Annotated in this window: 23 protein-coding genes; 6 read left to right on the top strand and 17 right to left on the bottom strand. The window is 65.1% G+C overall.

Annotation, left to right across the window (positions count from 1 at the left end; all coding sequences use genetic code 11):
* Positions 1–208 precede the first annotated feature (208 nt).
* The 6 genes from OO015_RS03705 to tatA form a co-directional block, all read right to left on the bottom strand.
* Complete coding sequence (locus OO015_RS03705; RefSeq protein ID WP_265939883.1) at positions 209–1,183, bottom strand: ribose-phosphate diphosphokinase; 975 nt, start codon at positions 1,181–1,183, stop codon at positions 209–211.
* Between the two features lie 4 nt (positions 1,184–1,187).
* On the bottom strand, positions 1,188–1,949 hold the full coding sequence (rnc, locus tag OO015_RS03710) for a ribonuclease III (protein ID WP_265939884.1): 762 nt from the start codon (positions 1,947–1,949) through the stop codon (positions 1,188–1,190).
* Positions 1,949–2,383, bottom strand: a complete 435-nt coding sequence (locus OO015_RS03715) for a hypothetical protein (RefSeq protein WP_265939885.1) — start codon at positions 2,381–2,383, stop codon at positions 1,949–1,951. Before OO015_RS03715 ends, rnc begins: the two co-directional genes overlap by 1 nt.
* Positions 2,384–2,472: 89 nt before the next feature.
* Positions 2,473–2,838, bottom strand: coding sequence for a DUF190 domain-containing protein (locus tag OO015_RS03720; RefSeq protein ID WP_265939886.1), 366 nt, complete (start codon positions 2,836–2,838; stop codon positions 2,473–2,475).
* A 10-nt stretch (positions 2,839–2,848) separates the two neighbouring features.
* On the bottom strand, positions 2,849–3,226 hold the full coding sequence (gene crcB / locus OO015_RS03725; protein ID WP_265939887.1) for a fluoride efflux transporter CrcB: 378 nt from the start codon (positions 3,224–3,226) through the stop codon (positions 2,849–2,851).
* Between the two features lie 144 nt (positions 3,227–3,370).
* Complete coding sequence (tatA, locus tag OO015_RS03730) at positions 3,371–3,565, bottom strand: twin-arginine translocase TatA/TatE family subunit (protein ID WP_265939888.1); 195 nt, start codon at positions 3,563–3,565, stop codon at positions 3,371–3,373.
* A 442-nt stretch (positions 3,566–4,007) separates the two neighbouring features.
* Between tatA and OO015_RS03735 the strand changes: the two genes are divergently transcribed.
* Entirely contained in the window at positions 4,008–4,814 is an 807-nt protein-coding gene (locus OO015_RS03735) for a tyrosine-protein phosphatase (RefSeq protein WP_265939889.1), read from the top strand.
* Here the strand turns inward: OO015_RS03735 and hemG are convergent.
* From hemG to hemE, 3 genes are read right to left on the bottom strand one after another with little or no spacing between them, the layout of a single operon-like run.
* Positions 4,791–6,230 (bottom strand): protoporphyrinogen oxidase, encoded by a 1,440-nt coding sequence (hemG, locus tag OO015_RS03740; RefSeq protein ID WP_265939890.1) that lies wholly within the window; start codon positions 6,228–6,230, stop codon positions 4,791–4,793. The two genes, OO015_RS03735 and hemG, sit on opposite strands and share 24 nt — an antisense overlap.
* Before the next feature lie 4 nt (positions 6,231–6,234).
* Entirely contained in the window at positions 6,235–7,197 is a 963-nt protein-coding gene (hemH, locus tag OO015_RS03745; RefSeq protein ID WP_265939891.1) for a ferrochelatase, read from the bottom strand.
* Positions 7,198–7,217: 20 nt separating this feature from the next.
* A complete protein-coding gene (gene hemE / locus OO015_RS03750; RefSeq protein ID WP_265939892.1) occupies positions 7,218–8,258 on the bottom strand; it encodes a uroporphyrinogen decarboxylase in 1,041 nt (346 codons plus the stop codon).
* A 203-nt stretch (positions 8,259–8,461) separates the two neighbouring features.
* Here hemE and OO015_RS03755 point away from each other — a divergent pair, with 203 nt between their 5' ends.
* Positions 8,462–10,303 (top strand): methyl-accepting chemotaxis protein, encoded by a 1,842-nt coding sequence (locus OO015_RS03755; protein ID WP_265939893.1) that lies wholly within the window; start codon positions 8,462–8,464, stop codon positions 10,301–10,303.
* A 180-nt stretch (positions 10,304–10,483) separates the two neighbouring features.
* A complete protein-coding gene (locus OO015_RS03760; RefSeq protein ID WP_265939894.1) occupies positions 10,484–11,311 on the top strand; it encodes a hypothetical protein in 828 nt (275 codons plus the stop codon).
* A gap of 5 nt (positions 11,312–11,316) precedes the next feature.
* Here the strand turns inward: OO015_RS03760 and OO015_RS03765 are convergent, their stop codons facing one another.
* Genes OO015_RS03765 through OO015_RS03800 form a run of 8 tightly spaced genes read right to left on the bottom strand, consistent with a single transcriptional unit; the run spans position 11,317 to position 17,248 of the window.
* Positions 11,317–12,120: a 2-keto-4-pentenoate hydratase gene (locus OO015_RS03765; protein WP_265939895.1), complete on the bottom strand. Its 804-nt coding sequence runs from the start codon at positions 12,118–12,120 to the stop codon at positions 11,317–11,319.
* A gap of 1 nt (position 12,121) precedes the next feature.
* Positions 12,122–12,862: a 2-keto-4-pentenoate hydratase gene (locus tag OO015_RS03770; protein WP_265939896.1), complete on the bottom strand. Its 741-nt coding sequence runs from the start codon at positions 12,860–12,862 to the stop codon at positions 12,122–12,124.
* A 9-nt stretch (positions 12,863–12,871) separates the two neighbouring features.
* Positions 12,872–13,084 (bottom strand): tautomerase family protein, encoded by a 213-nt coding sequence (locus tag OO015_RS03775; protein WP_265939897.1) that lies wholly within the window; start codon positions 13,082–13,084, stop codon positions 12,872–12,874.
* 13 nt (positions 13,085–13,097) lie between these two features.
* Positions 13,098–13,949: an alpha/beta fold hydrolase gene (locus OO015_RS03780; protein ID WP_265939898.1), complete on the bottom strand. Its 852-nt coding sequence runs from the start codon at positions 13,947–13,949 to the stop codon at positions 13,098–13,100.
* A gap of 30 nt (positions 13,950–13,979) precedes the next feature.
* A complete protein-coding gene (locus tag OO015_RS03785) occupies positions 13,980–14,531 on the bottom strand; it encodes a flavin reductase family protein (protein ID WP_265939899.1) in 552 nt (183 codons plus the stop codon).
* Entirely contained in the window at positions 14,491–15,567 is a 1,077-nt protein-coding gene (dmpG, locus tag OO015_RS03790) for a 4-hydroxy-2-oxovalerate aldolase (RefSeq protein ID WP_265939900.1), read from the bottom strand. Before dmpG ends, OO015_RS03785 begins: the two co-directional genes overlap by 41 nt.
* Positions 15,564–16,490: an acetaldehyde dehydrogenase (acetylating) gene (locus OO015_RS03795; RefSeq protein ID WP_265939901.1), complete on the bottom strand. Its 927-nt coding sequence runs from the start codon at positions 16,488–16,490 to the stop codon at positions 15,564–15,566. Before OO015_RS03795 ends, dmpG begins: the two co-directional genes overlap by 4 nt.
* Positions 16,427–17,248, bottom strand: a complete 822-nt coding sequence (locus OO015_RS03800) for an IclR family transcriptional regulator (RefSeq protein ID WP_265939902.1) — start codon at positions 17,246–17,248, stop codon at positions 16,427–16,429. The genes OO015_RS03795 and OO015_RS03800 overlap by 64 nt, the downstream gene beginning before the upstream one ends.
* A 227-nt stretch (positions 17,249–17,475) precedes the next feature.
* Here OO015_RS03800 and OO015_RS03805 point away from each other — a divergent pair, with 227 nt between their 5' ends.
* From OO015_RS03805 to OO015_RS03815, 3 genes are all read left to right on the top strand, one after another.
* Complete coding sequence (locus OO015_RS03805) at positions 17,476–19,011, top strand: 4-hydroxyphenylacetate 3-hydroxylase family protein (RefSeq protein ID WP_265939903.1); 1,536 nt, start codon at positions 17,476–17,478, stop codon at positions 19,009–19,011.
* 38 nt (positions 19,012–19,049) lie between these two features.
* The gene (locus OO015_RS03810) at positions 19,050–20,030 is read left to right on the top strand and encodes a VOC family protein (RefSeq protein WP_265939904.1); all 981 of its coding nucleotides are present in this window, start codon (positions 19,050–19,052) and stop codon (positions 20,028–20,030) included.
* Positions 20,031–20,124: 94 nt separating this feature from the next.
* The gene (locus OO015_RS03815; RefSeq protein WP_265939905.1) at positions 20,125–21,474 is read left to right on the top strand and encodes an ABC transporter substrate-binding protein; all 1,350 of its coding nucleotides are present in this window, start codon (positions 20,125–20,127) and stop codon (positions 21,472–21,474) included.
* Positions 21,475–21,622 lie beyond the last annotated feature (148 nt).

A 21,622-nucleotide genomic window follows, 5' to 3' on the forward strand; every position in this document is an offset into this window, starting at 1 on the left:
ACATCCCTGCCACGGGACTCCCGATCGAGCGCGTGAAGCGTTCCACGGGGTAGCACGGATCGTCAAGCTGGGCGACTCGTTCGACGTGCCCACGCCCAAAATGCGGGCGTCGCCTTCAGCGGAGCAGCCCACCCTACGGCACCCCACAGGAAGTCGCCGGTAGCACAGCCTGTCACGTCGCGTTCCTCGGTGCCATCCAGGGCCCCATTCAGCGCAACGGGAGCCGCCCGGCACTCCGATAGGCCAGGCTCACGCTGGCACCGGTGTGGATCCGCTGGATCGACTCGCCCAGCAAGGGTGCGACAGAGAGGACCGTAATCTTGTCCAGCCGCTTGTGCGGTGGGAGCGGAATGGTATCGGTGACCACGACCTCTTTGAGAGGACTCAGCGCCAGTCGCTCGACCGCTGGACCGCTCAACACCGGATGAGTACACGCCGCATAGACCTCCCGTGCTCCCCGCGCGATGCAGAGCTCGGCAGCCTGGGTAATCGATCCAGCGGTGTCGATTTCGTCATCGATCAGGATGACCTGTGCATCGTCGACCGAACCGATCAGGTTGAGCACTTCCGTCCGATCGTCGTTCCCCAGCCGCCGCTTCTCGATGATCGCGAGCGGCGCATTGAGCTCCTCGGCAAAATTGCGAGCGCGCTTCGTGCTACCGAGATCCGGCGAGACGACGACTGGATTCTCCAGGCGCTTCTCCTGAAAGTAGCGCGCCAGGATCGGCAAGGCCGTCATCTCGTCGACCGGGATATTGAAAAACCCCTGGATCTGGCCAGCGTGCAAATCGACGGTCAGGATCCGGTCGGCACCCGCCACGGTGATCATGTCGGCGATGAGCCGCGCTGTGATCGGTACCCGTGGCTGATCCTTCTTGTCGGTCCGCCCGTACGCATAGTAGGGAATGACCGCCGTGATGCGCCCGGCAGAGGCGCGTTTCAGCGCATCGATGATGATGAGGAGTTCCATGATGCTCTCGTTCACTGGGCTCGAGAACGACTGGATGACGAAGACGTCGTTCTCCCGCACACTCTCGCCGATGCGAACGAAAATATTCTCGTTACTGAACTTGAAGACCTCGATGCGACCTGGTGGGATATCGATGTAGGCGCAGATCGCGCGCGTCAGTTCCGGGTTCGAATTCCCCCCGAAGATCGTCAACTGGTCGTAGAGCCCACCCATACGCTCAGCCGACCCCCTCCGCCCGCAGCCTTTCCAGGGCCCGACGAGCTGCTTCCTGCTCGGCGGCACGCTTGCTCGGGCCATGCCCGACCCCCAGCACACGCTCGCCGACCAACACCTCGGCCGTGAACGTACGCTGGTGCGCCGGCCCCGTCACTGCAATGGTGCGGTATACCGGCGTCACATGCAAACGCTCCTGCGTCAGCTCTTGCAAGCGGCCTTTGTAGTTCTCGTTCTGCCCGAGCGCGATCAGGTTTTCCGCCTCTTCCTCGAGGAGACGCTGCAAGAACGACCGTGCCGCTCGCAGGCCGCGGTCGAGATAGATGGCTGCCAGGATCGCCTCGAAAGCACCAGCCAGGATCCGTTCGCGCACCGGCCGATCCGGTCGCGGCTGCTCACCGCGCCCCAAGTAGAGGAACTCAGCGAGCCCGAGGCGCTGCCCCCAACGTGCCAGCGTCGGCGTCCGAACGAGCGCTGCCCGATAGGCTGTCAACTCTCCTTCGCTCGCGCTGGGGAAGCGTCGATAGAGAAACTCGCTCACCAACAACTCGAGGACGGCATCGCCGAGGAACTCCAGTCGTTCGTTCGACTCAGCGATCGCGGTCTGGACACTGCGACTGCGTTCGTAGATATAGGAAAGATGCGTCAATGCCTGCTGCAGAAGGCGCGGGCGACGAAAGCGGACACCCACGGCATGCATGGCTCGCTCGAGACGTTCCGCGTCGGTCAACGCCCCAGGTCGCTGCATCTCCGGTTCCGCCATCATCAGCGATCCTCGAGGAGCGCAGCGAGATCGACCTGCGCGTCGCGCGCAACCCGTGCCAGGGCATCCCAATCGATCGAAATGATGTACTGGTAATGCATCGGTTCCGTTTCGCGGGAGATCGACTTCGCCAAGCCTGGCCCAACGAGAAAATGGATCAACGCTTCGGCCATCTCGTTCTCGTCGCGCTTGCGATCGTCCAGTGTGATCGCGTTCCCGCCAGCCCGAGATGCCTCGTACGCCCGCCGCAGGCCACGCTCGAACGCGCGTGCGAGCTTGTCAGCGAGCTGATGCTCGCGACGCATCACACGCCGTTGCTCGACGGCGATCTCATGCTCTTCCAGACCCGCCGAGCTCCGCTCGAGATCCTTGGCTTCCTCGCGGCCCGTATAATGCTCAGCCAGATAGTGCAAAAGCCGCTGGACTTCGTCCGCCACGCGCCTCTGCCTCCTGTCGCTCGCCATCTCTTGCCGGAGGCCCGACGCAGTCCAATTGTCGCATACGCTCAGGAAACGAGAAACCGCGGTCACTCGTCTGCCATACCACGCTGCTCACCGGATCGACGCGTCCGATAGGCGACAACGTCGCAGTCAGCCAGAATGATCAGTCCCTCGCTGACCATTCCGTCGATCTTCGGCAACACCGCGGCGATGCGCTCGGCACTGTCGATGACCTCGATCACCACGGGCAGGTCGATCGACAGCTGAACGATGCGTGTGGTATGGAGCGAGCCGCTCGCACCATAGCCAGCGATACCTCGCAAGACCGTCGCCCCAGCGATACCTTCGTGACGAAGGAGGTCCAAAATCGCTACGTAGAGCGGCTTTCCGTGCCAGTGATCACGTTCGCCCACGTAGATACGCAGCCATTTCGCTGCTCCGGCCAAGCGCATGCTCGTCTCCTCACAACGACCAAAGCCACCGAGCTACCACGCTGCCGAACCACGCGAGGACGATCCCCGCGACGAGCGATCCGCCGGCATAAGCGAGCGCTGGCAGGACATCACCGTCCTCGACCAACGCGAGCGTTTCCCAGCTGAGCGAAGAGAAGGTCGTAAAGCCACCGAGCAAACCGACCGCGAGAAAAAGACGCGCTTGACTAGAAAGGAAACCACGCACGGTCAGCTCGAGCACCATACCGATCAGAAAGCTACCGAGCAGATTGACGACAAGTGTACCCCAGGGGAAGAAGTCGACACGCTGCTGCACCCAGGCTGTCACGAGATACCGGAGCGTCGCCCCGAGCGCGCCACCGAGCGCGACCCAAAGCAGCTGCATCATCCCCGCCCTATTCGCTCATCGACCAAGAAAACACCAATGAGGCTCCTCTCAGGAGAGGAGCCTGTCTGCGTTCACCCCTTTTTGGCCGAGGAGTCCTGCCACGCGAGAACGCTGCCTGCGAGGGAGCGATAGCCACAGTGAAACTCAGGCTGTCTTGTCCGGCAGATTGGTCTGCGCCTGCTCCGCCTGCTGCGTCTCCTGTGCTTCACGAGCGGCCTGCCGGAATTCACGGATACTCTGCCCGAGCCCACGGCCGATTTCCGGCAGCTTGCTCGCGCCGAAGATGATGACGACGATGAAGAGAATGATCAGGAGTTCTTGCCAACCCAGGTTCGGCATCGCGCGCCTTTGCCTCCTCCGACGAGTCGGAACGACCGCTCACAACTAATTCAACACCCTCGGCAGCGTGCTGACAAGCGAACTCTGCACCCTGTGATCGGCTCAGAAGTCGCGCACCGTACCGCGTTGTGGGGCGAAGTGGCCCCACCAGCGCTCCCGCGAGAGGTCACGATGACTGGTCCAAGGCCACATCGGCCGTCGACCACCCTCCTTCGACAGCCCCGCGACACCACAGGCCTTCTGAACCCGGCGCCCAGATTGGTTCGCAGTCGCCTCGCCCCCCCGGACGGAGCGCTCCGCCGCAAGCGTGTCCCCGAGCGAGGCCACGCCCCGGTGCGTTCTCACTCATGCGCTGTTCTCCGTCGAAAACCCTCGCCGTCATCTCTTCACCATAAACTGACCGGCTGGCCGAAGTAGAATGGGGAGGAAAGGAGGAGAAACGGTGGAACTCCAAGAACGGACGATCCGCGTCGACCTTCACACTCATGTCCTACCAGGTGTCGACGACGGTGCGCGGGACCTGGCTGAATCGCTGGCGATGCTGCGTGTCGCCGCTGAGGACGGGACAGGCGTGCTCGTCGCGACGCCCCATGCCCGGCGATGCACGGCAGCGATGGCACGCCAGGCGGCCGAGCTTGTGCGGGAGGCGTCGCACCGCGAGGCGATTCCCGTGACGCTGGAACTCGGCATGGAGGAGCAACTTCTCCCGGATCTCCCCGAACGGCTGCTCGCGGGCGAGGCACTCCCGATCGGCGACACTGGCTGGATCCTCGTCGAACTACCCGACTGGACAGTCTGGCCAGAAGACCTCGCCGAGCAGCTCCGTACGATCCGCGCGCTCGGGTATCGTCCGATCCTGGCTCACGTCGAGCGGTATACGCCGATCCAACAGGAACCGGAGCGTATCCTCGAGGCCATCGCAGCTGGAGCGCTCATTCAGGTCAACGCCGACTCGCTTTTCGGGCAAAACGGCCCGGCAGCGCAGCGCACTGCTGCGCACTTGCTCCGTGCTGCAGCCGTGAGCGTTCTCGCGAGCGACGCGCACCGAGCCGACTGGCGAGCACCGCGGTTGCGTGCTGCCTTCGAACGCGTTCGCGATCTCGTCAGCAGTGAGCTGGCCGAGCGTCTCCACTGGGCCGCCCACGCGATCGTGCGTGGCGAGGATGTACCCCCACCGGAGCCTGACCTCCCTGTCTTGCACGCCTCACCGTCGCTCCTGGAGCGGTTACGCAGCTGGGTCGGCGTCTAGCCCGCTCGACTCGCCTGGGCTAAGACCGAGGGTCTCCAGCACGGTATCCGCAGCACGCCAACCACTGGCGATACAGTCGGGAACACCCACGCCGTCGAAGGCAGCACCCGCCACCGCGAGCCCTCGCCACCGGCGCAGTGCCAGTCGCAGTCGCTCCGTCCGATCGCGATGTCCCACCGGATACTGCGGCATGGCTCGGTCGTGGCGGGAGACGACGGCATGGAGCGGATCGGCCCGGAGCCCGACCAGACTCCGCAATTCCTGCAGCGCCAGCGCGACCAGTCGCTCCGAGGGGCCTTCGCCGCACTGCCTCGTCCCCGCTCCCCGGAAGAAGACCCGTGCCACAGACAGCCCTTCGGGGGCACGTGCCGGGAACTTGTTGGTCACCCAGGTCACGGCCGAGATCGCACGAGATTCGCGCGCTGGTACGAGAAAGCCTCGTCCACGGGCGATCGGCTCGAGATCTGCGTCGCGATACACGAACGTGACCGCCGCGCTGGATGCGTACGGGAGCGTGTGCAACCACGCTGCCTCGTCAGCGAGCACTGGTTGGAGCAACCTCACCGCGCTGGCCGCCGGTGTGGCGATCACGACGCCGTCTGCTTCCAGCACCGCTCCATCGCTCAGTACCACGCGATAGCCATGCGGCCGTGTCGGTTCCAGCGATATGGCCGGAACACCGACCAGTACGGCCGTCCGCTGGAGAGACAGAGCGAGCCGGTCGACGAGCCGCTGCATCCCGTCCCACAGCGTCAAGAACGGCGAGGTGACTCCGCTCCGCAACGAGCGGGCGGGATGGTGCCGGCGCCAGAGCGCCCGTAGCAGGCTCCCGAACTGGCACTCGAGCTGCCGGAACTGCGGATAGGTCGCGAGAAGGCTGAGCTGCTCGGCATCGCCAGCATAGATACCAGCGAGCAGCGGCTCGGCCAGACGCTCGTAGAATTCGCGCCCGAATCGCCGCCGGACGAATGCCGCTAGCGACTCGTCGTCGCAGTGACAACGAGCGGGCACGAACAGCTCACCGAGGAGCCGGATCTTCCCCGGAACGGACAGCAACGGGCTCGTCAGGATCGGCCACAGACGGGTCGGGACGAGCAGCGAGAGCCCCTCCGGCAACGGCAGGATACGCCCACCAAGGACGATACCCGTCCCCGCTCGGTCAGCACGCAACCCGACCAGTTCTGGCTCGAGTCCCAGTGCGCGAGCTAACTCGGTCGCAGCTGCTTTCGACGCGACCCAGGAATCGGGGCCATGCTCGATCAGCACGCCGTTCCAGCGTTCACTCCGGATCCAACCACCGAGTCGTTCGCTCGCCTCCACGAGCGTGATCGACACACCCGGGTACTGGCGTTCCAGCCTCCAGCAGGCTGCCAAGCCGGTGATCCCACCGCCAACGACGACGATCTGCGCAGCCATCGCCTCAACCGGTGACACTCCGCGCCTGCTGGAGTGTCCGTCGTACAGCAGTCGCGATCGCCCGGCACAGGAGCGGATGGTCGTTCAACATGGCTGGACGTTCCAAAACGATACCCCGCTCGGCCGCATACTGCTGGTGTGCGATATCGACGTCGTACAGCACTTCGACGTGGTCACAGACGAAACCGATCGGCACGAGCAGGACGCGCCGCACTCCTTCGGCCGCCAGGGCATCGAGCGTCTCCTCGACCGTCGGCCCGAGCCACGGCTCCTCGCTCGCTCCCTGACTCTGGAACGCGAACCGCCAGTGATGGTTCGGAAACTGTTGCGCGACCAACCGGACCGAGGTGAGAATTTCCTCCTCGTACGGATCGCCCCACTCGAGGATACGCGTCGGTAGGCTGTGCGCGGTGAAGAGCAGGACCACCGAGTCACGCTCGCCTGCCGGTACCGCGGCGAGCGCTGCCTCGATCCGCTCGACCCAGGCCGCGATGAAATCGGGCTCGTCCTTCCAGCTCTCGACGGCATGGACCGGCAGCGTGGCTCCGTGCTCGCGGAGGGCTTCGTCCAGGCGAGCCAGGTAGGCACCGACGCTCATCCGCGAGTAGTGCGGCGCCATCACCACCGCGACCAGGCGATCCGCACCATCCCGAAGGATCTCCGGCACGACCTCGCGGATGTAGGGATGCCAGTGCCGCATGCCCACGTAGACACGGTACCGGACGCCGTCCTCGGACTGGACCGACTCGAGTACCTGCTGGACACCCTCCGCCTGAGCACGAGTCAGTTCCAGGATCGGCGAGCGACCGCCGATCATCCGATACCGTTCGGTCAAGTCGGCCAGAAGTTCTGCCGAGTAGGGGCGACCATGGCGAACATCCGCGAGATAGGCGGGCAAATCGTCGAGACTGTTGGGCCCGCCGTAGGCCATCAGCAGCACCGCGACACGCTCCGGAACCATCGACATCTCCCTTCCTCCTGCGCTCTTCACTCCACCGTGCGCAGGGTCGACCAGGCATGCACTTCCGCGACGAGCGTGGCAACCGCGTCCGGCGGCGTGTCCGGGAGGACGCCATGACCCAGATTGAAGATATGCCCAGGACGCCTGCCAGCACGCTCTAGAACCCGCCGTACTGCAACGCGCAAGTCCTCGCGCGGCGCCAGTAGCCAGGCAGGATCGAGATTCCCCTGGATCGCTCGTGTTCCGATCAGCTGCCAGGCACGATCGAGGTCGATCCGCCAGTCGACCCCGATGACGTCAGCATCCGTCTCGGCCACGACATCCAGGAAGCCGGCTGTCCCCGTACTGAACACGATGACCGGCACACCGAGTGCCTGCACGGCGTGGACGATCCGACGCGTCCAGGGGAGGACCGCCTCGCGGTAGAGGTCGGGCGGCAGCGCACCGGCCCAACTGTCGAAGAGCTGGACGGCATCCGCACCGGCGGCCACCTGTATCGCTAGGTACCGCTCGGTCAGCTCGGCCAGGCGGTCGAGGAGTCGCTCCCAGGCGGAACGCTGCTCGAGGAGAAAGCGTTTGGTTGCGAGATAGGTGCGGGAACTTCCTCCCTCGATCAGATAACTCGCCAGGGTGAACGGTGCCCCCGCGAAGCCGATGACCGCCACACTGGACGGAAGCTCGCGCCGGACGAGGCGGATCGCCCCGCCAGTCGCCTCGAAAACTGCTTCGTCCGGTTCGGCCGGCAAGCGTTCGATCTCGCGCGGCGTGCGCAGCGGTTCAGCGATGACCGGCCCATCGCCTGGCGCGAACGAGACGCGTATACCCAGTGCTCCGAGTGGCCAAAGGATGTCGGAAAAAATGATCGCTGCATCGAGGGGAAACCGGCGAAGCGGCTGCAGGGTCACTTCGGCCGCCAGCTCCGGCTGTCGACACAAGTCGAGCAAGCTGTACCGCTCGCGGAGCGCCCGGTACTCTGGGAGATACCGGCCAGCTTGCCGCATCAGCCACACCGGCGTCCTGTCGGTCGGCCGAAGCCGGCAGGCCTGGAGGAACCGTGAATCTTGCATTCTGCTCTCCAGTTCTCGACAGCCGAGCACACACGATGCCAGTCTCGCTGCGGCATTCCAGCACGCCGCTTTCCTGCAGAGTCTACCACTGCGCAGCGGAAACGATGGCGGCCTAGTACCTACCACTCGCTGGTTTAGGAGACCTCGGCTATCTGCTCTCCGCAGCCAGGTGCCGATCGCATCGAAGGGAAAGGAGTGGAACGGTGCAGGGCGAAATGCACAGCGGTTACCGAGAGCGCTGGATCGAAGCGGGGCGCAACCTCACGCGCACGCTCCGGATCACGCACGACAACCTTGCGTTGCGGCGCATGTTCCTCCAGTTAACCCCCCAGGACATCGCGATACTCGCTCGCCTCGCCCCCTGGGCCGACCGTGTCGCTGACCGGATCGCACGCCGCTTTTACGACCACCAGTTCGGTTTCTCGGAGACCCGGCGGTTCTTCGAGCGCTACGCCCGCAAGAAGGGGATCGGTCTCGAGGAGCTCCGTCGAGGGCTCGAGCGGACACAGGTAGCCTACTTCCGCTCCATCTTCGAAGAAGCTGCCCGTGGCGGCGATTTCGGCCCGGACTACTACGCCATGCGCATCCAGATCGGTGCACTCCACAATCGCATCGACCTCCCCCTCAAGTGGTACCTCGGGAGCTATGCGCTGTACTGTGACCTGGTCCGCGACGAGCTGCGCAAGGCATTCCGTTTCCGACCAGGGCTACGGGGACGGGCTGAACGTGCCCTGTTCACTGTCTTCAACTACGATCTCCAGGCCGTGACCGAGGCCTTCTTCCTCGACTACCTCCAGACGATCGGCCTCGACCTCGACGCGATACCAGTCCACGACATGCGCGAAGACCTGACCGACCAGCACGCAGAACTCCGACGTCGGGTCGCCGCAGCAGTCAACAGCCTCACCGCCAGCTGCCAGAACGCTGTCACCTTGGGCCAGTCGCTCGCCCGGACGAGTGACGACCTCACGCGGATCACCGAACGAGTGGCCGAGGCGACGCGGATGCTCGCCCACACCGCCAGTCAGGACCAGCACCTGATCGACCGCGTCGCGGCAGCCCATGCGCAGATCGATCAAGCCGGAATGGCCATCGCCCAAGGCGCTGGACAGCAGGACGCAGTTACCCGAACCCTGCAGGAGGCGATGCGGGAGCTCGCCGGTCGGATCGAGGCGATCGTACGGCGAGCGGACGACGGTGCGACCGAAGGAAGGGATGCGCTCACCACCGCCGAGGAGGGTACCCGGGTCGTCACCGCAACGTTGCACGAGCTCCGTACACTGGCTGTCGGCATACGTCAGCTGGCCGAACAAGGGGAGCGGCTCACCGAACTGGCCGGACAAGTGGGCACGATGGGTCGCGCGATCGAAGAGATCGCCGAGCAGACGAACCTGCTCGCGCTCAACGCGGCGATCGAAGCCGCACGAGCTGGCGAGGCTGGCAAAGGCTTCGCTGTCGTGGCGGAGGAAGTGCGCAAACTGGCCGAACGCGCCAAGCACGCTACCACCGAGATCCTCTCGCTCGTCGCCACGATCACTGGATCGATCGCCGAAGCGGCTGAAACCGCCCGCGAGAGTGCCCAGCGTGCCGAGCAGGGTACGCAGCTCGCTGGCGACGCTGAACGAGCGCTCAGCGCGATCGTGACCAGGGTGCGCTCGCTCGGGGAAGCGATCGCCGCGATCGATCGCGAAGGACAATTCGTCCGGGAATCGACAGAGCGGGTCAACCGGTTGCTCGAATCGGTCTCGACCGTCACGCGTGAGCACGCTGCCGCTGCCGAGGAGCTCGAGGCCACGATGCGTTCGGTGCACGAGCAGTGGCGCGAATTGGAAGCGCACCTCCGTGCCAGTGCGGAGCGGACTGCACAACTGGCAGCCGACAGCGATATCCTCGCCGAAGTCGCACGCGAAGTCGGGCGTTTGGCAGGCCTCATCGATACTCAGTCGGCAACGCTCAGTCAGGTAGCCAGAGCATTCTCGACGTATCAACCGGCGGACACGACCGGCCGTCCCGCTCACCGGGCGATGCTCGTGGCTGCGGAGTGACACACGACTGGAACCTCCTGTCCGGGCACGACGTCTTCGTTGTGAGTTGGAAAGACACCCGGACAGGAGGCCACTCATCCGATGGGCAAGCGAGCATCGCGGTACTGCTCCGCTGGTCGATGCATCCTCCTGCTGCTCCTCTCGAGCCTTGTCCTCGGAGCCTGTACGACGGGAGGCACGATGCCAGCGACTGCGACCCCGATTCCCCATCCCACGGGACCGCACGACCTCGTCTTGCGCATCGAGACGAGCGGTGGGCTGATTCCGCCCTTCCGACTCCTCAACGAACTGCCACAGTTCTCCGTGTACGGAGATGGGACGATCGTCACGCTCGGTCCGCAGATCATGATCTACCCGCCGCCAGTGCTCCCGAACCTCCTGCAGAGCCGCATCAGCGAAGAGGGGCTCCAGATCCTGCTGCAGGAGGCAGCTGCTGCCGGCCTCCTGGCGGGCGATGCGGACTTTCCGCTCGAGGGAGTCGCCGATGCGCCCACGACCTTCTTCACCGTCAACGCGGGGAGCCGCAAGACTCGCGTCACCGTCTACGCGCTGGGTATCGAGGAGCCCGATGATCCTCGTCTCTCACCGGAGCTGCGCGAAGCTCGCCGGAAGCTGGCCGAGTTCGCCACGAAAGCGCAGGACTTCCTGAGCTGGCTCCCGCCGGAGACGATCCTCGAACGCGAGACCCCGTACCCGATCACGCGCCTGCAGCTGATCCTCTTCCCGGTCGACGCGCCGGAAGCTCCGCCGCCAGCCGAAGAGCAGCTCGTCACCACGCGACCATGGCCACTCGCCACCCCGCTCGCGAGCCTCGGTGCCCCCGCACCGTGGGCGGGAACCAACGCTCGCTGTGCGGTCATCGCCGACCGGAACGAGCTTCCGGTGGTACTCGATGCACTCCGGACCGCCAATCTCTTGACCCAGTGGGAGAGCGATGGCGAACGCTTCTCGCTCGTGGTTCGCCCGCTCCTTCCGGACGAGACGGGCTGCACGCCGAAGCGCTGGTGAGCACCTTACACGAAGCGCACCGTCAAGGGCGGCTGCCCGTGCAACTCGACGACGAAGAGATCGCCGCGTTCAGCCGGCAGCGCCCGGGCCAGGGAACCGGACAGCACGATATCGCCGGGCTCGAGCGCGACACCGAACTCGGCGAGCTTGTTGGCCAGCCAGGCGACGCATCGCGCCGGGTGACCGAGCGCGGCCGCACCGATCCCTTCGGTCGCGACCTCGCCGTTCTGGTGGATGATCATGCCGACCGTGCGGAGATCCTCGTGCAGGAGCCGTCGACTCCACGGCCCGACCGTAAAGGCACCGAAGGAGGCATCGTCCGCGATGGTGTCGGCCAGTTTGATGCGCCAGGCTTCGATCCGACTATCGACCACCTCGACTGAAAGCGCGACCGCTTCGGTCGCTGCCAGCACCTGCTGGAGCGTTACCCCCGGTCCCTGGAGGCGGCGACCGAGCAAAAAGGCGATTTCTCCCTCCACCCGCGGCTGGATGAGGAGATCCATCGGGATCTCGACGTGCCCGCCGCTCGCCGGGAAAGAGCGCGAGGCCCAGAGACTTCCGTAGTCGGGCTCTCGCACCCCGAGTTGCTCCTGCATCGCCCGGCTGGTCAAGCCGATCTTCCGTCCGATGATCCGCTCCCCGTTCTGCACCCGGAGTTCGGTCCAGCGAGTCTGTATCGCGTACGCCTGCTCGGGTGTGAGCGGTCCGAGCGTTTCGGTGAGCGGCGGAATCGTCCGCTTCGTCGTCAACGCCGCTTCCAGCTGCTGCGCGATCGCCTCCGTATCGAGCGTCACGACGTGCTCCGCCATTTCATGCCTCCAGTCGAGCCAGCAGGAGCGAACCGCAGGGACCACGCAACTCGAGCACGCCCGGCCTGGCTGGAACCGCTGCCGCTGGCGACCCGAGATAGACCAGCTGCCCAGCCTCGAGCCCGCCGACTGCCGTCGCCAGCCAAGCCAGGTGCGTGGTGATCGGCTCCAACGCAGCGAGCGGGCCGCTCGCGATACGTTCACCGTCGAGGAAGAGCGCGAGATCACCGTCGAGCGGCCAGGGCAGGGCGCGGTCACCGAGCAAGAACGCGCCACCGGACGCATTGTCAGCGATGACGTCAGCCGCGCTGAACCGGTAGCCTTCCCAGACACTGTCGAGGAGATCGATCCCGAGGAAGACCGCGCCGATCGCGAGCGCCACTCGGCCCGGCGGCGCACCAGCCGGTATGCTCTCGCGCAGAACTACGGCGAGTTCCGGTTCGATCCGTGGCTGCACGAATTCTCCGAGCGAGAATACCCCCTCGCGGAGCATCGACCGCGTGATCCGCCCGTAAATCGGGCTCGAGACGCCCATTTGGGCTTGCTTGGCTGGACTCACCAGACCCAACTTGTAGCCGATGATCTCCTGCCCCGCGAAGGACGCTTCTTGAACGCGATAGGCGCCGGCCAGATCCACACCCAGCTCCTCCGCCAGCGGTAACCGGGGCCGGCGCTCCTGTCGGGCCGCCCGAATCGCTTCCAGGAGTTTTTTCTCGGCTTCGCTCAGCATCGCTCGTGCCATCCCCCCTCGTCACCCGGGCTGGGACGACGCAGTGCGATCGCGCTCCGCCATCGTGATCGTCCCGATACCCCATTCGTCGCGGCCGACCTCGTAGATGACCGTGCGCACCTCCTCGACCGGAAGGCCGAAATGTCGCGCCGCTGCCTCAGCGAGGCGGCGGATGAGTTCGGCCTTCTGCTCCGGTGTCCGCCCCTCGACCATGGTCACTTTGAGCACGAGCATCGTCGCACCCCGCTCACAGGTCACCGCGCAGGAAGACGCGGATCAGCGCATTGAAACTGTCGCGCTGCTCGATCTGCACCCAGTGACTGCATTGCCCGAAGACATGGAGTTGCACCCGCGGCAACCGCGGGAAGAGCCAGAGGCTCGTCTCCAGCGGCACGATCACGTCATCACGCCCGTGCACGAGCAGGATGGGTCGATCCAGCTGGCGGTAGGCATCCTCCGGCAAGACCAGCGCGTCGAGATGCTGCTGGCGCGGTGGCGGGAACATCGCCTCGTAACTGCGCCGGACGACCGGATCGAGCGCGGCTTGCAGCCGATCGCGGGCGATCGCAGCGAGATCGCCACCGACCGACGCCGGATCGTAGACGAACCAGCGGATGATCTGGGCCAGTCGCTCGGCGGTCGGCTCCTCGTAGAAGCCCCATGCCACGTCCAGCTGGTGGGTGATCCGATGCGGCGCACCGACCGTACCCATCAGGACTGCTCGGTCGAACCGCTCCCGGTGACGATGCAACAGATGTAGCGCGATCGCGCCACCCATGGAGTTGCCAACCAGGTGCACCCGCTCGATGCCGAGATGGTCCATGAGCGCGATGACCTGCTCGACCCAGAGGTCCATCCAGGCGCGCACCCCGACCGGCGGTGGATCGGGATGTCCGCTCTTGGCGAATCCCCACAGGTCCGGCGCGATGCAGTCGAACAGATCGGCCAGCGCCGGTACCGCGAAGCGCCAGTTCGCCCAGGCCGTCACACCCGGTCCCGATCCGTGCAGGAAAATCACCGGCTGACCGCTGCCGGCCCGATGGAGGTGTGTCGGCCAGCGCCCCGCCTGAACGGTCAGTTCCTGTATCGTACCCGACACGTACCCTCCCTTCCCGCGTGCTACCCGGCCTCACCACCACCACATGCTGGTATCGTGCAGCTGGACTTCGAGGCAACGGAAATCGCCGCCGAAGAAGACGAGCGGCTCCCGCTCCCAGTAGTCGAGCCAGCGTACCCGACCGAGCACCAGGGTGTGGTCGCCGGCCGGAACCCGCTCCCACACGTCACAGACGATCTGTGCCACCGCCCCTTCGAGCAGCGGAACCCCCTCGACCCAGCGAAACTCCGGCTCGTAGCCCGGTTGGGACTTACCCGCGAAGTGCCGGGCCGCCTGCTCCTGGTCCCGCGCCAGGACGCTCACGCCGTAGCGCGCCGCCTCCTCCAGATAGGCGTGCATCCGCGCCCGGCGATCGACCGAGACCAATACGAGTGGCGGGTCGAGTGAAACGGACAGAAAAGCGTTCGCCGTCATCCCGTGCGGCCCCTCCGGCCGCGCGACGGTCACCACCGTCACCCCGGTCGCGAAGCGACCGAGCGTCCGGCGGAAATGCTTGGGATCGATAGCCGGAGCCGCCGCCTCCTCAGTCGGCAGTCCGCTCGGCTGCGGCCCGTTCGCGTGCATCGCTCGCTCCTTCCGCGCCGCGCTTCTTGCGTACGATGTCGAGCGCGACGTCCAAGATCCAGTCCTCCTGGCCAGCGACCGCCTGGCGGCGCCCCAGCTCGACCAGGATCTCGCGCGGATCCAAACCGAATTCGGCCGCGATGTGCCGCGCGTGGAGGAGGAACGTCGAGTAGACCCCCGCGTACCCGATCGTGATCGCATCCCGGTCGGGAATCGGCTGGTACGGCATGATCGGTGCCACGATGTACTCGGCAGCATCCATCAGCTTGAACACGTCGAGACCGGGATTGATTCCCAACTTGTCGAGGACAGCCGCAATGAGTTCGGTCGCGGCATTGCCCGCGCCAGCGCCGAGCCCGCGCAAGCAGCCATCGACCTGGTCGGCCCCCTCCTCGATCGCAGCCAGCGTGTTCCCGATCGCCAGCCCGAGATTGTTGTGGGCGTGGAAGCCGACCTGGATACTGAGTCGCTCCTTGAGCGCCGCCACGCGGCGTCGCACATCGTCCGGCAGCATCGCACCGGCCGAATCGACGATGTAGACGCAGTCCGCGCCGTACGACTCCATCATCGCGGCCTGCTCGGCCAGGAACTCGGGGGGACGCATGTGGGCCATCATCAAGAACCCGACCGTCTCCAGGCCCATTTCCTTGGCCATGCCGAAGTGCTGCTCGGAGATATCGGCCTCGGTGCACTGGGTCGCGATCCGGACGATCTTGATGCCGCGCTCGATGGCTGCCGCCAGTTCCTTGCGCGTCCCGATACCCGGGAGCAGCAGTGCGGCGATCTTGGCGCGCTTGGCCGTCTTGGCAGCTTCCTCGATCAGGTCGAGCTCGCTCGTGCCCGAAAAGCCGTATTGGATCGAGCTCCCGCCGAGCCCATCACCGTGCGTCACCTCGATGACCGGAACACCAGCCTCGTCGAGCGCAGCGACGATCGCCCGCACCTGCTCGCGGGTGAACTGGTGCCGCATCGCGTGCGAGCCGTCGCGTAGCGTGGTATCGGTCACCCGCGGCGGCTTGAGCGTCTTGGCGTTCATGCTGCCACCTCCTCGCGGATCCCGAGCAGGTGCCGGGCGAAGAGCTCGCCGACCCGCCAGGCGGCCGACGTCATGATGTCGAGGTTCCCCGCATAGGGCGGCAGGAAGTCACCGGCCCCCTCGACCTCGAGCAGCATCGCGATCACCGTCCGCTCGCCCCAGGGCGTGCGGCGTCGATCGAACACCGGCGCGTCCTTGAGCCGGTACCCCGGCACGTACTGCTGCACCTCGGCGACCATCTGGTCGACCGACGCGACGACCGCTGCCTGTTCGAACTCCTCGGTCGCCGGAATCACGTAGACCGTGTTCCGCATGATGATCGGCGGCTCAGCGGGATTGAGGATGATGATCGCCTTCCCCCGTTCGGCACCACCGATCGCCTCCAAGCCGTGCGCCGTCGTGAACGTGAACTCGTCGATGTTCTGCCGCGTGCCCGGCCCGGCCGACTTGCTCGCGACGGTCGAGACGATCTCGGCGTAGCGAACCGGCACGACACGGTTCACCGCATAGACCAGTGGAATCGTCGCCTGCCCACCGCAGGTGATCAGGTTGACGTTGTCCTTCTCGAGATGCGCCCCGAGGTTCACCGGTGGCACCACGTACGGCCCGCGCGCGGCCGGGGTGAGGTCGATGGCGATCTTGCCGGCCTCGCGGAGCATCTTGGCGTGCCGGACGTGTGCCTTCGCGCTGGTGGCATCGAAGACGATCTTGATCTCCGGGTCGTCGAGGATCGCCGCGATCCCCTCGTAGCTCGTCGGCACACCCAACTTCTTCGCACGGGCGATCCCCTCCGACTGTGGATCGATCCCGGCGAACATCGCCAGCTCCATGTGTCCCGGATTGCGCAAGAGCTTGTACATCAAGTCGGTGCCGATGTTGCCAGTTCCGAGGATCGCGACCTTGACTGCTTGCCGTTCTCCCATGGCCATGCCTCCTGGTAATACCCGAGTTCTTCCGAGACCCGTCGGGCGGCGTCGACGATCGCGGTCGTGAGTCGCTGCCGGTTGGGATAGAAGCGATAGGCCGGCACCGAGAGGCTCATCGCCGCGATCACCTGCCCGCTCTCATCGTAGATCGGCGCTGCAGCACAACAGAGCCCCACCATCACCTCTTCCTGGTCGTAGGCGAAGCCCTGCTGGCGGACACGCTCCAGCTCCTCGCGCAGCTGCTCGACGGTCCGGATCGTGTTCGGCGTAAAGCTCACGAGGCCTGTCCGCTCGACGATCCGGAGGACTGTCTCCCACGGCTGGTGCGCGAGCAGCACCTTGCCGACACCGGAACAGTGCGCCGGGAGTCGCTTCCCGACGCCCGAGAGCACGATCTCCAGCGCCCGATCGCCCTGCAGTTTTTCGACGTACAGCACCTGCCCGTCGACCAGCACCGCCAGATGCGTCGTCTCGCCCCAGCCAGCGACCAGACGCTCCATGACCGGTCGCGCCGCTCGCAACAGCGCACTCGAATCGAGGAGCGTCTGGGAGAGCTCGAACAGCGACCAGCCGAGCCGGTACCGCCCGCTCGGTGTCCGCTGCAGCAACCCCTCAGCCGCCAGCGTGCGGAGCAACGCGTGCGCGCCGGACTTCGGGATGGCCAGCGCTGCCGCGACCTCGGTCACACCCCATTCGGGCTGGCGCGGGGTGAAGAGACGGAGCACCTGTGCCGCTTTCTGAACCGTCTGGAGCATCGCGCCCTCCATGCCCTGACGATACCAGCGCGGTGCCAAACGAACAAGGACGGTGTTCAGAATGCCCGAACTCATGGGCCCGGAGGCGTCGCCTCTGCGCGGGCTGCCGAAACGAGTTCAGTATACCCGAACGCGACAATTGACAACGATCGGCCAGAGCGCTACGATGCTCGTAAAGCTTGGCAGAAACGTTCGACGTACCGAGCGAACGCGCGAGGAGATGACCGATGATGCAAACGGTACAATCGCCAGCTCGCCCGATGACGGGTGAGGAGTATCTGGAAAGCCTGCGCGACGGCCGGAAGGTCTTCTTCCGCGGCGAGTGGGTCAAGGATGTCACCACCCACCCCGCGTTCCGCAATGCCGCACGCTCGGTCGCCCGGCTCTACGACGCGTTGCACGCCCCAGAGACCCGCGATATCCTGACGAAAGTCGATCGCCACGGTATCCTGACGCACAAGTTCTTCGCACCCGCTTACTCACCCCAGGATCTCCAGGAGGCGGCCGAGGCGATCGCGGTCTGGCAGCGGATGAGCTTCGGCTGGATGGGCCGCACGCCCGAGTACAAGGCCGCCTTCATGGCCACGCTCGGCGCCGACCCGGACTACTACGCGCCGTTCGGGGAGACCGCCCGCCGCTGGTACCGCGAGTACGCGTCGCGCGTTCTGTTCATGAACCATGTCATCGTCGATCCCCCGATCGACCGCAACCGGCCGCCGAGCGAGGTGCGGGACGTCTACATCCACGTGGTCAAGGAGACAGACGGCGGCATCATCGTGAGCGGCGCCAAGCAGGTTGCGACTGCCTCGGCGCTGACCCACGGCACGTTCGTCGGTGTCAACAGCGGGAGCGCCGCCCGGCTGCAGGAGGGGCGCGACGAGGATGTGGCACTGGTCTTCTTCGTCCGCATGGACAACCCGCGCCAGTACCTCATCTCCCGTGCCTCCTACGAGCTGAACGCCGAGAGTCCGTTCGACAACCCGCTCTCCAGCCGCTTCGACGAGAACGACGCGTTCCTCGTGCTCGACGAGGCGTTCATTCCCTGGGAGGACGTCCTCATCTACCGCGATGTGGCCAAGTGCAAGCGCTTCTACGCCGACTCCGGCTTCTTCAACCGCTTCAACCTGCAGACGACGATCCGCTTCATGATCAAGCTGGAGTTCATGATCGGGCTCCTGCAGAAGGGCTTGGAGTGCAACGGGACGGCCGACTTCCGCGGTAACCAGGTACTGGTCGGCGAACTCGTGGCGCTCCGGCACCTCTTGTGGGCGATCGTGACGGCGATGGTGCACGATCCGGAGCCCAGTCTCGGTGGCTCGGTCGTCCCGCGCCTGGAGTACGCTGCCGCCGCCCGCGTGTACACCAACTTCGCCTGGGATCGGATCCGCCAGATCTACGAGCGCATCCTGGGCGGTGCCCCGATCATCAACGTGTCGAGCTACCGCGACTTCCTCAACCCTGAGGTGCGCCCGCTCCTAGACCGTTACCTCCGAGGAACCGGTATGACCGCGGAGGAGCGCAGCAAGCTTTACAAGCTGGTGTGGGACGCGGTCTACTCGGAGTTTGGCGGCCGGCACGGACTGTACGAGCTCAACTACGCGGGGAACCACGAGCAGAAATTCCTCGACCCGCTGCAGTGGGCCGAACGGCGAGGCTTCCTCAAGCAGTGGAAGGCACTCGTCGACGAGTGCCTGAGCCAATACGATCTCGAGGGTTGGCGTGATTCGACCTGGGTGTGGGAACCGAACGGTCGCGACCGGTGAGGTGTGGGGGTTCGTCTCTACGATTGGGAGGTGGAGTCATGGCTGAGACCCGCGTTCCCGTCGTCGCGCAGCTCGCGCACGTCGAGCTGTACACGCCGAAACCGGAGGAAAGCCTCTGGTTCTTCACCAAGATCCTCGGCATGAGTGTCGTCCATCGCGAAGGACAGTCGGTCTATTTGCGCGGGTACGAGGACTGGTATCTCTGGACGCTCAAACTGACCGAGTCACCACAAGCTGGGCTCGGGCACGCCGCCTGGCGAGTTTCGGCACCGGAGCTCCTCGATGAGGCAGCTGCCAAGCTCGAGGCTGCCGGGTACGGGCTCGGCTGGCAGGAGAGCGAATACGGCGGTGGGCGGGCCTTCCGGTTCCGGATGCCCGACGGTCACCGGATGGAACTCATCTGGGAACTCGAGTACTACCAGGCACCAGAGGACCAGAAGAGCCCGCTGAAGAACCGCCCGCAGCGGCGACCGCTCGATGGCGTGCCGGTGCGCCGTCTCGATCACATCAACTGTTTCGTGAGCGACGTGGAGACGCACGAGGCGTTCCTGCGGGAATACCTGGGCTTCAAGCTCCGCGAGACCAAGATCGACGAGAACGGGAAGAAGGTCGGCTCCTGGCTGTCCGTGAGCCCGCTCGTACACGAGATCGCGACGATGCGGGACGGCACCGGTCAGGGGAACCGACTCCACCACATCGCCTTCTGGTACGGCTACCCCCAGCACTGCTACGACGTCGCGGACGCCTGCCGCGATTGGGGGATCACGATCGAGGCCGGGCCTGGGAAGCACGGTACCACGCAGGCGATGTTCCTCTACGTCTTCGAACCGGGTGGCAACCGAGTCGAACTCTGGGGCGACGCCGGGTACCTCATCTTCGATCCGAACTGGCAGACGATCGTCTGGGACGTCTCGCACGAGGCAGATCTCTACTCCAGCACGGTGTGGCTCGGTGCCCCGTCGATGCCGGAGTCGTTCTATACCTACGGCACACCGGAGAAGGTGATGGTCGGCGTGTGATGTACCTTGGAGCCAGGCGGACGGTTCCGCCTGGCTCCAAGGTTGCGGTCAACTGAGGGTCGGGTGAGTAGCTCATCAGGTGAGGAGGAGAACGATGAATCGAGCCGATCGTATCCAACTGGTGGGGAGCCGCCTGCGGCGGCGCACGTTCTTGGGTGTGCTCGGCGGGGCAGCGCTGAGTGGTCTCCTCGCGGCCTGTGGTGGAGGCGGTGCTACCCCCACCCCAACGAGCGCACCACCCACGCCGACACCGGCTCGAGCGACACCGACGCCGGCGACTGCGCCGACACCGGCTGCCGCAGCCACGCCGACGGCCATCAGCTCGCCAGCTGTTGCAACCGAGCCGATCCGGATCGGCCTCATCCACGGTTATACGGGCGTGTTCGCCGCCCTGGCCGAAAACCTGACCAACGGTATCCGTCTCCACTTCGAATCGATCGACAATACGGTCGCTGGCCGCAAGGTCGAGTTCGTGCAGGAGGACGATGCCTCCAACCCCGAGCAAGGGCTGACCAAGACCAAGCAGCTCGTCGAGCGGCTTCGGGTGCAGCTTATCATCGGCTATATCCATAGTGGAGTCGCTCTCGCTTGTCGCGATTACCTGCATCAGTCGGGTATGCCGACCATTATCGACAATGCTGGTGCTGCGGCACTCACGCGCGATCCGCAGCGGCGTAGTCCGTATATCTTCCGTGTCTCGTTCGCGAACGGTCAGTACGAGTGGCCGCTCGGCCCCTATGCGGTCGAGCAGCTTGGATATAAACAAACGGTTGTCCTTGCACCAGACTATGCAGCTGGTAAGGAGAAGGCAGCAGCTTTCAAGCAGGCATTCCTCAAGGCTGGTGGGCGAGTGGTGGAGGAAATCTATCCACCGCTCGACACGACCGACTTCGCTCCCTTTCTCCAGCGCATCCAACAGATGCAAGCGGACGCTGTGTGGGCCTTCTTCGCAGGCGCTGATGCCGTGCGGTTCGTTCAGCAATACACCGACTTCGGCCTCAAAGACCAATTCCCCCTCATCGGCGTGGGTGATCTCGTCGACGAGGCTTATCTCGATCAGCAAGGAGACGCCGCGCTCGGTGTCGTGACGTCCTTGCATTACTCGCCGTACATCGATTCGCCGGAGAACAAGACCTTCGTCGACGCCTATCGAGCCAAGTACGGGCGTATTCCCAACCAGTTCGCCTATCAGGGTTACCTCGCAGGTCGCGTCGCTGCTGAGGCGCTCGCCAAGGTGCAGGGCCGGATCGAGGACAAGCAGGCGTTCCTCAAGGCCCTCAAGGACGTGCAGTTCGTCGGTCCAGCTGGCCCGTTCCGGTTCCATCCGGAGACCCAGAACGTGATCCTGACGGTCTACTTCCGACGCGTCGAGCGACTACCGGATGGGAGCCTCGGCAACGTCGTGATCGGTAAGCGCGAGAACGTCGACGACTTGTCCTTCTAGCATCTGCTGCAGGCAGCGGGTCTCGAATGGCGCCCGTTGCCTGCAGTTTCCGATTTGGCACAACACTCACCGCTTTGTATGGTTATGGCATAAACGACTATCGAAGGCGATGAGTTGCGCGAGCCGGTGCGTGGACGAGAAAGGACGG

Source organism: Thermomicrobium sp. 4228-Ro (assembly GCF_026241205.1).
In the GTDB taxonomy this organism is placed as follows: Bacteria; Chloroflexota; Chloroflexia; order Thermomicrobiales; family Thermomicrobiaceae; genus Thermomicrobium.

What these genes read in the sequence shown, in the direction of transcription:
- OO015_RS03705 (WP_265939883.1), bottom strand. Translation starts at nt 1,183, where the DNA reads ATGGGTGGGCTCTACGACCAGTTGACGATCTTCGGGGGGAATTCGAAC.
- rnc (WP_265939884.1), bottom strand. Translation starts at nt 1,949, where the DNA reads ATGATGGCGGAACCGGAGATGCAGCGACCTGGGGCGTTGACCGACGCG.
- OO015_RS03720 (WP_265939886.1), bottom strand. Translation starts at nt 2,838, where the DNA reads ATGCGCTTGGCCGGAGCAGCGAAATGGCTGCGTATCTACGTGGGCGAA.
- crcB (WP_265939887.1), bottom strand. Translation starts at nt 3,226, where the DNA reads ATGATGCAGCTGCTTTGGGTCGCGCTCGGTGGCGCGCTCGGGGCGACG.
- tatA (WP_265939888.1), bottom strand. Translation starts at nt 3,565, where the DNA reads ATGCCGAACCTGGGTTGGCAAGAACTCCTGATCATTCTCTTCATCGTC.
- hemG (WP_265939890.1), bottom strand. Translation starts at nt 6,230, where the DNA reads ATGGCTGCGCAGATCGTCGTCGTTGGCGGTGGGATCACCGGCTTGGCA.
- hemH (WP_265939891.1), bottom strand. Translation starts at nt 7,197, where the DNA reads ATGTCGATGGTTCCGGAGCGTGTCGCGGTGCTGCTGATGGCCTACGGC.
- hemE (WP_265939892.1), bottom strand. Translation starts at nt 8,258, where the DNA reads ATGCAAGATTCACGGTTCCTCCAGGCCTGCCGGCTTCGGCCGACCGAC.
- OO015_RS03760 (WP_265939894.1), top strand. Translation starts at nt 10,484, where the DNA reads ATGCCAGCGACTGCGACCCCGATTCCCCATCCCACGGGACCGCACGAC.
- OO015_RS03765 (WP_265939895.1), bottom strand. Translation starts at nt 12,120, where the DNA reads ATGGCGGAGCACGTCGTGACGCTCGATACGGAGGCGATCGCGCAGCAG.
- OO015_RS03770 (WP_265939896.1), bottom strand. Translation starts at nt 12,862, where the DNA reads ATGGCACGAGCGATGCTGAGCGAAGCCGAGAAAAAACTCCTGGAAGCG.
- OO015_RS03775 (WP_265939897.1), bottom strand. Translation starts at nt 13,084, where the DNA reads ATGCTCGTGCTCAAAGTGACCATGGTCGAGGGGCGGACACCGGAGCAG.
- OO015_RS03785 (WP_265939899.1), bottom strand. Translation starts at nt 14,531, where the DNA reads ATGCACGCGAACGGGCCGCAGCCGAGCGGACTGCCGACTGAGGAGGCG.
- dmpG (WP_265939900.1), bottom strand. Translation starts at nt 15,567, where the DNA reads ATGAACGCCAAGACGCTCAAGCCGCCGCGGGTGACCGATACCACGCTA.
- OO015_RS03795 (WP_265939901.1), bottom strand. Translation starts at nt 16,490, where the DNA reads ATGGGAGAACGGCAAGCAGTCAAGGTCGCGATCCTCGGAACTGGCAAC.
- OO015_RS03800 (WP_265939902.1), bottom strand. Translation starts at nt 17,248, where the DNA reads ATGCTCCAGACGGTTCAGAAAGCGGCACAGGTGCTCCGTCTCTTCACC.
- OO015_RS03805 (WP_265939903.1), top strand. Translation starts at nt 17,476, where the DNA reads ATGATGCAAACGGTACAATCGCCAGCTCGCCCGATGACGGGTGAGGAG.
- OO015_RS03810 (WP_265939904.1), top strand. Translation starts at nt 19,050, where the DNA reads ATGGCTGAGACCCGCGTTCCCGTCGTCGCGCAGCTCGCGCACGTCGAG.
- OO015_RS03815 (WP_265939905.1), top strand. Translation starts at nt 20,125, where the DNA reads ATGAATCGAGCCGATCGTATCCAACTGGTGGGGAGCCGCCTGCGGCGG.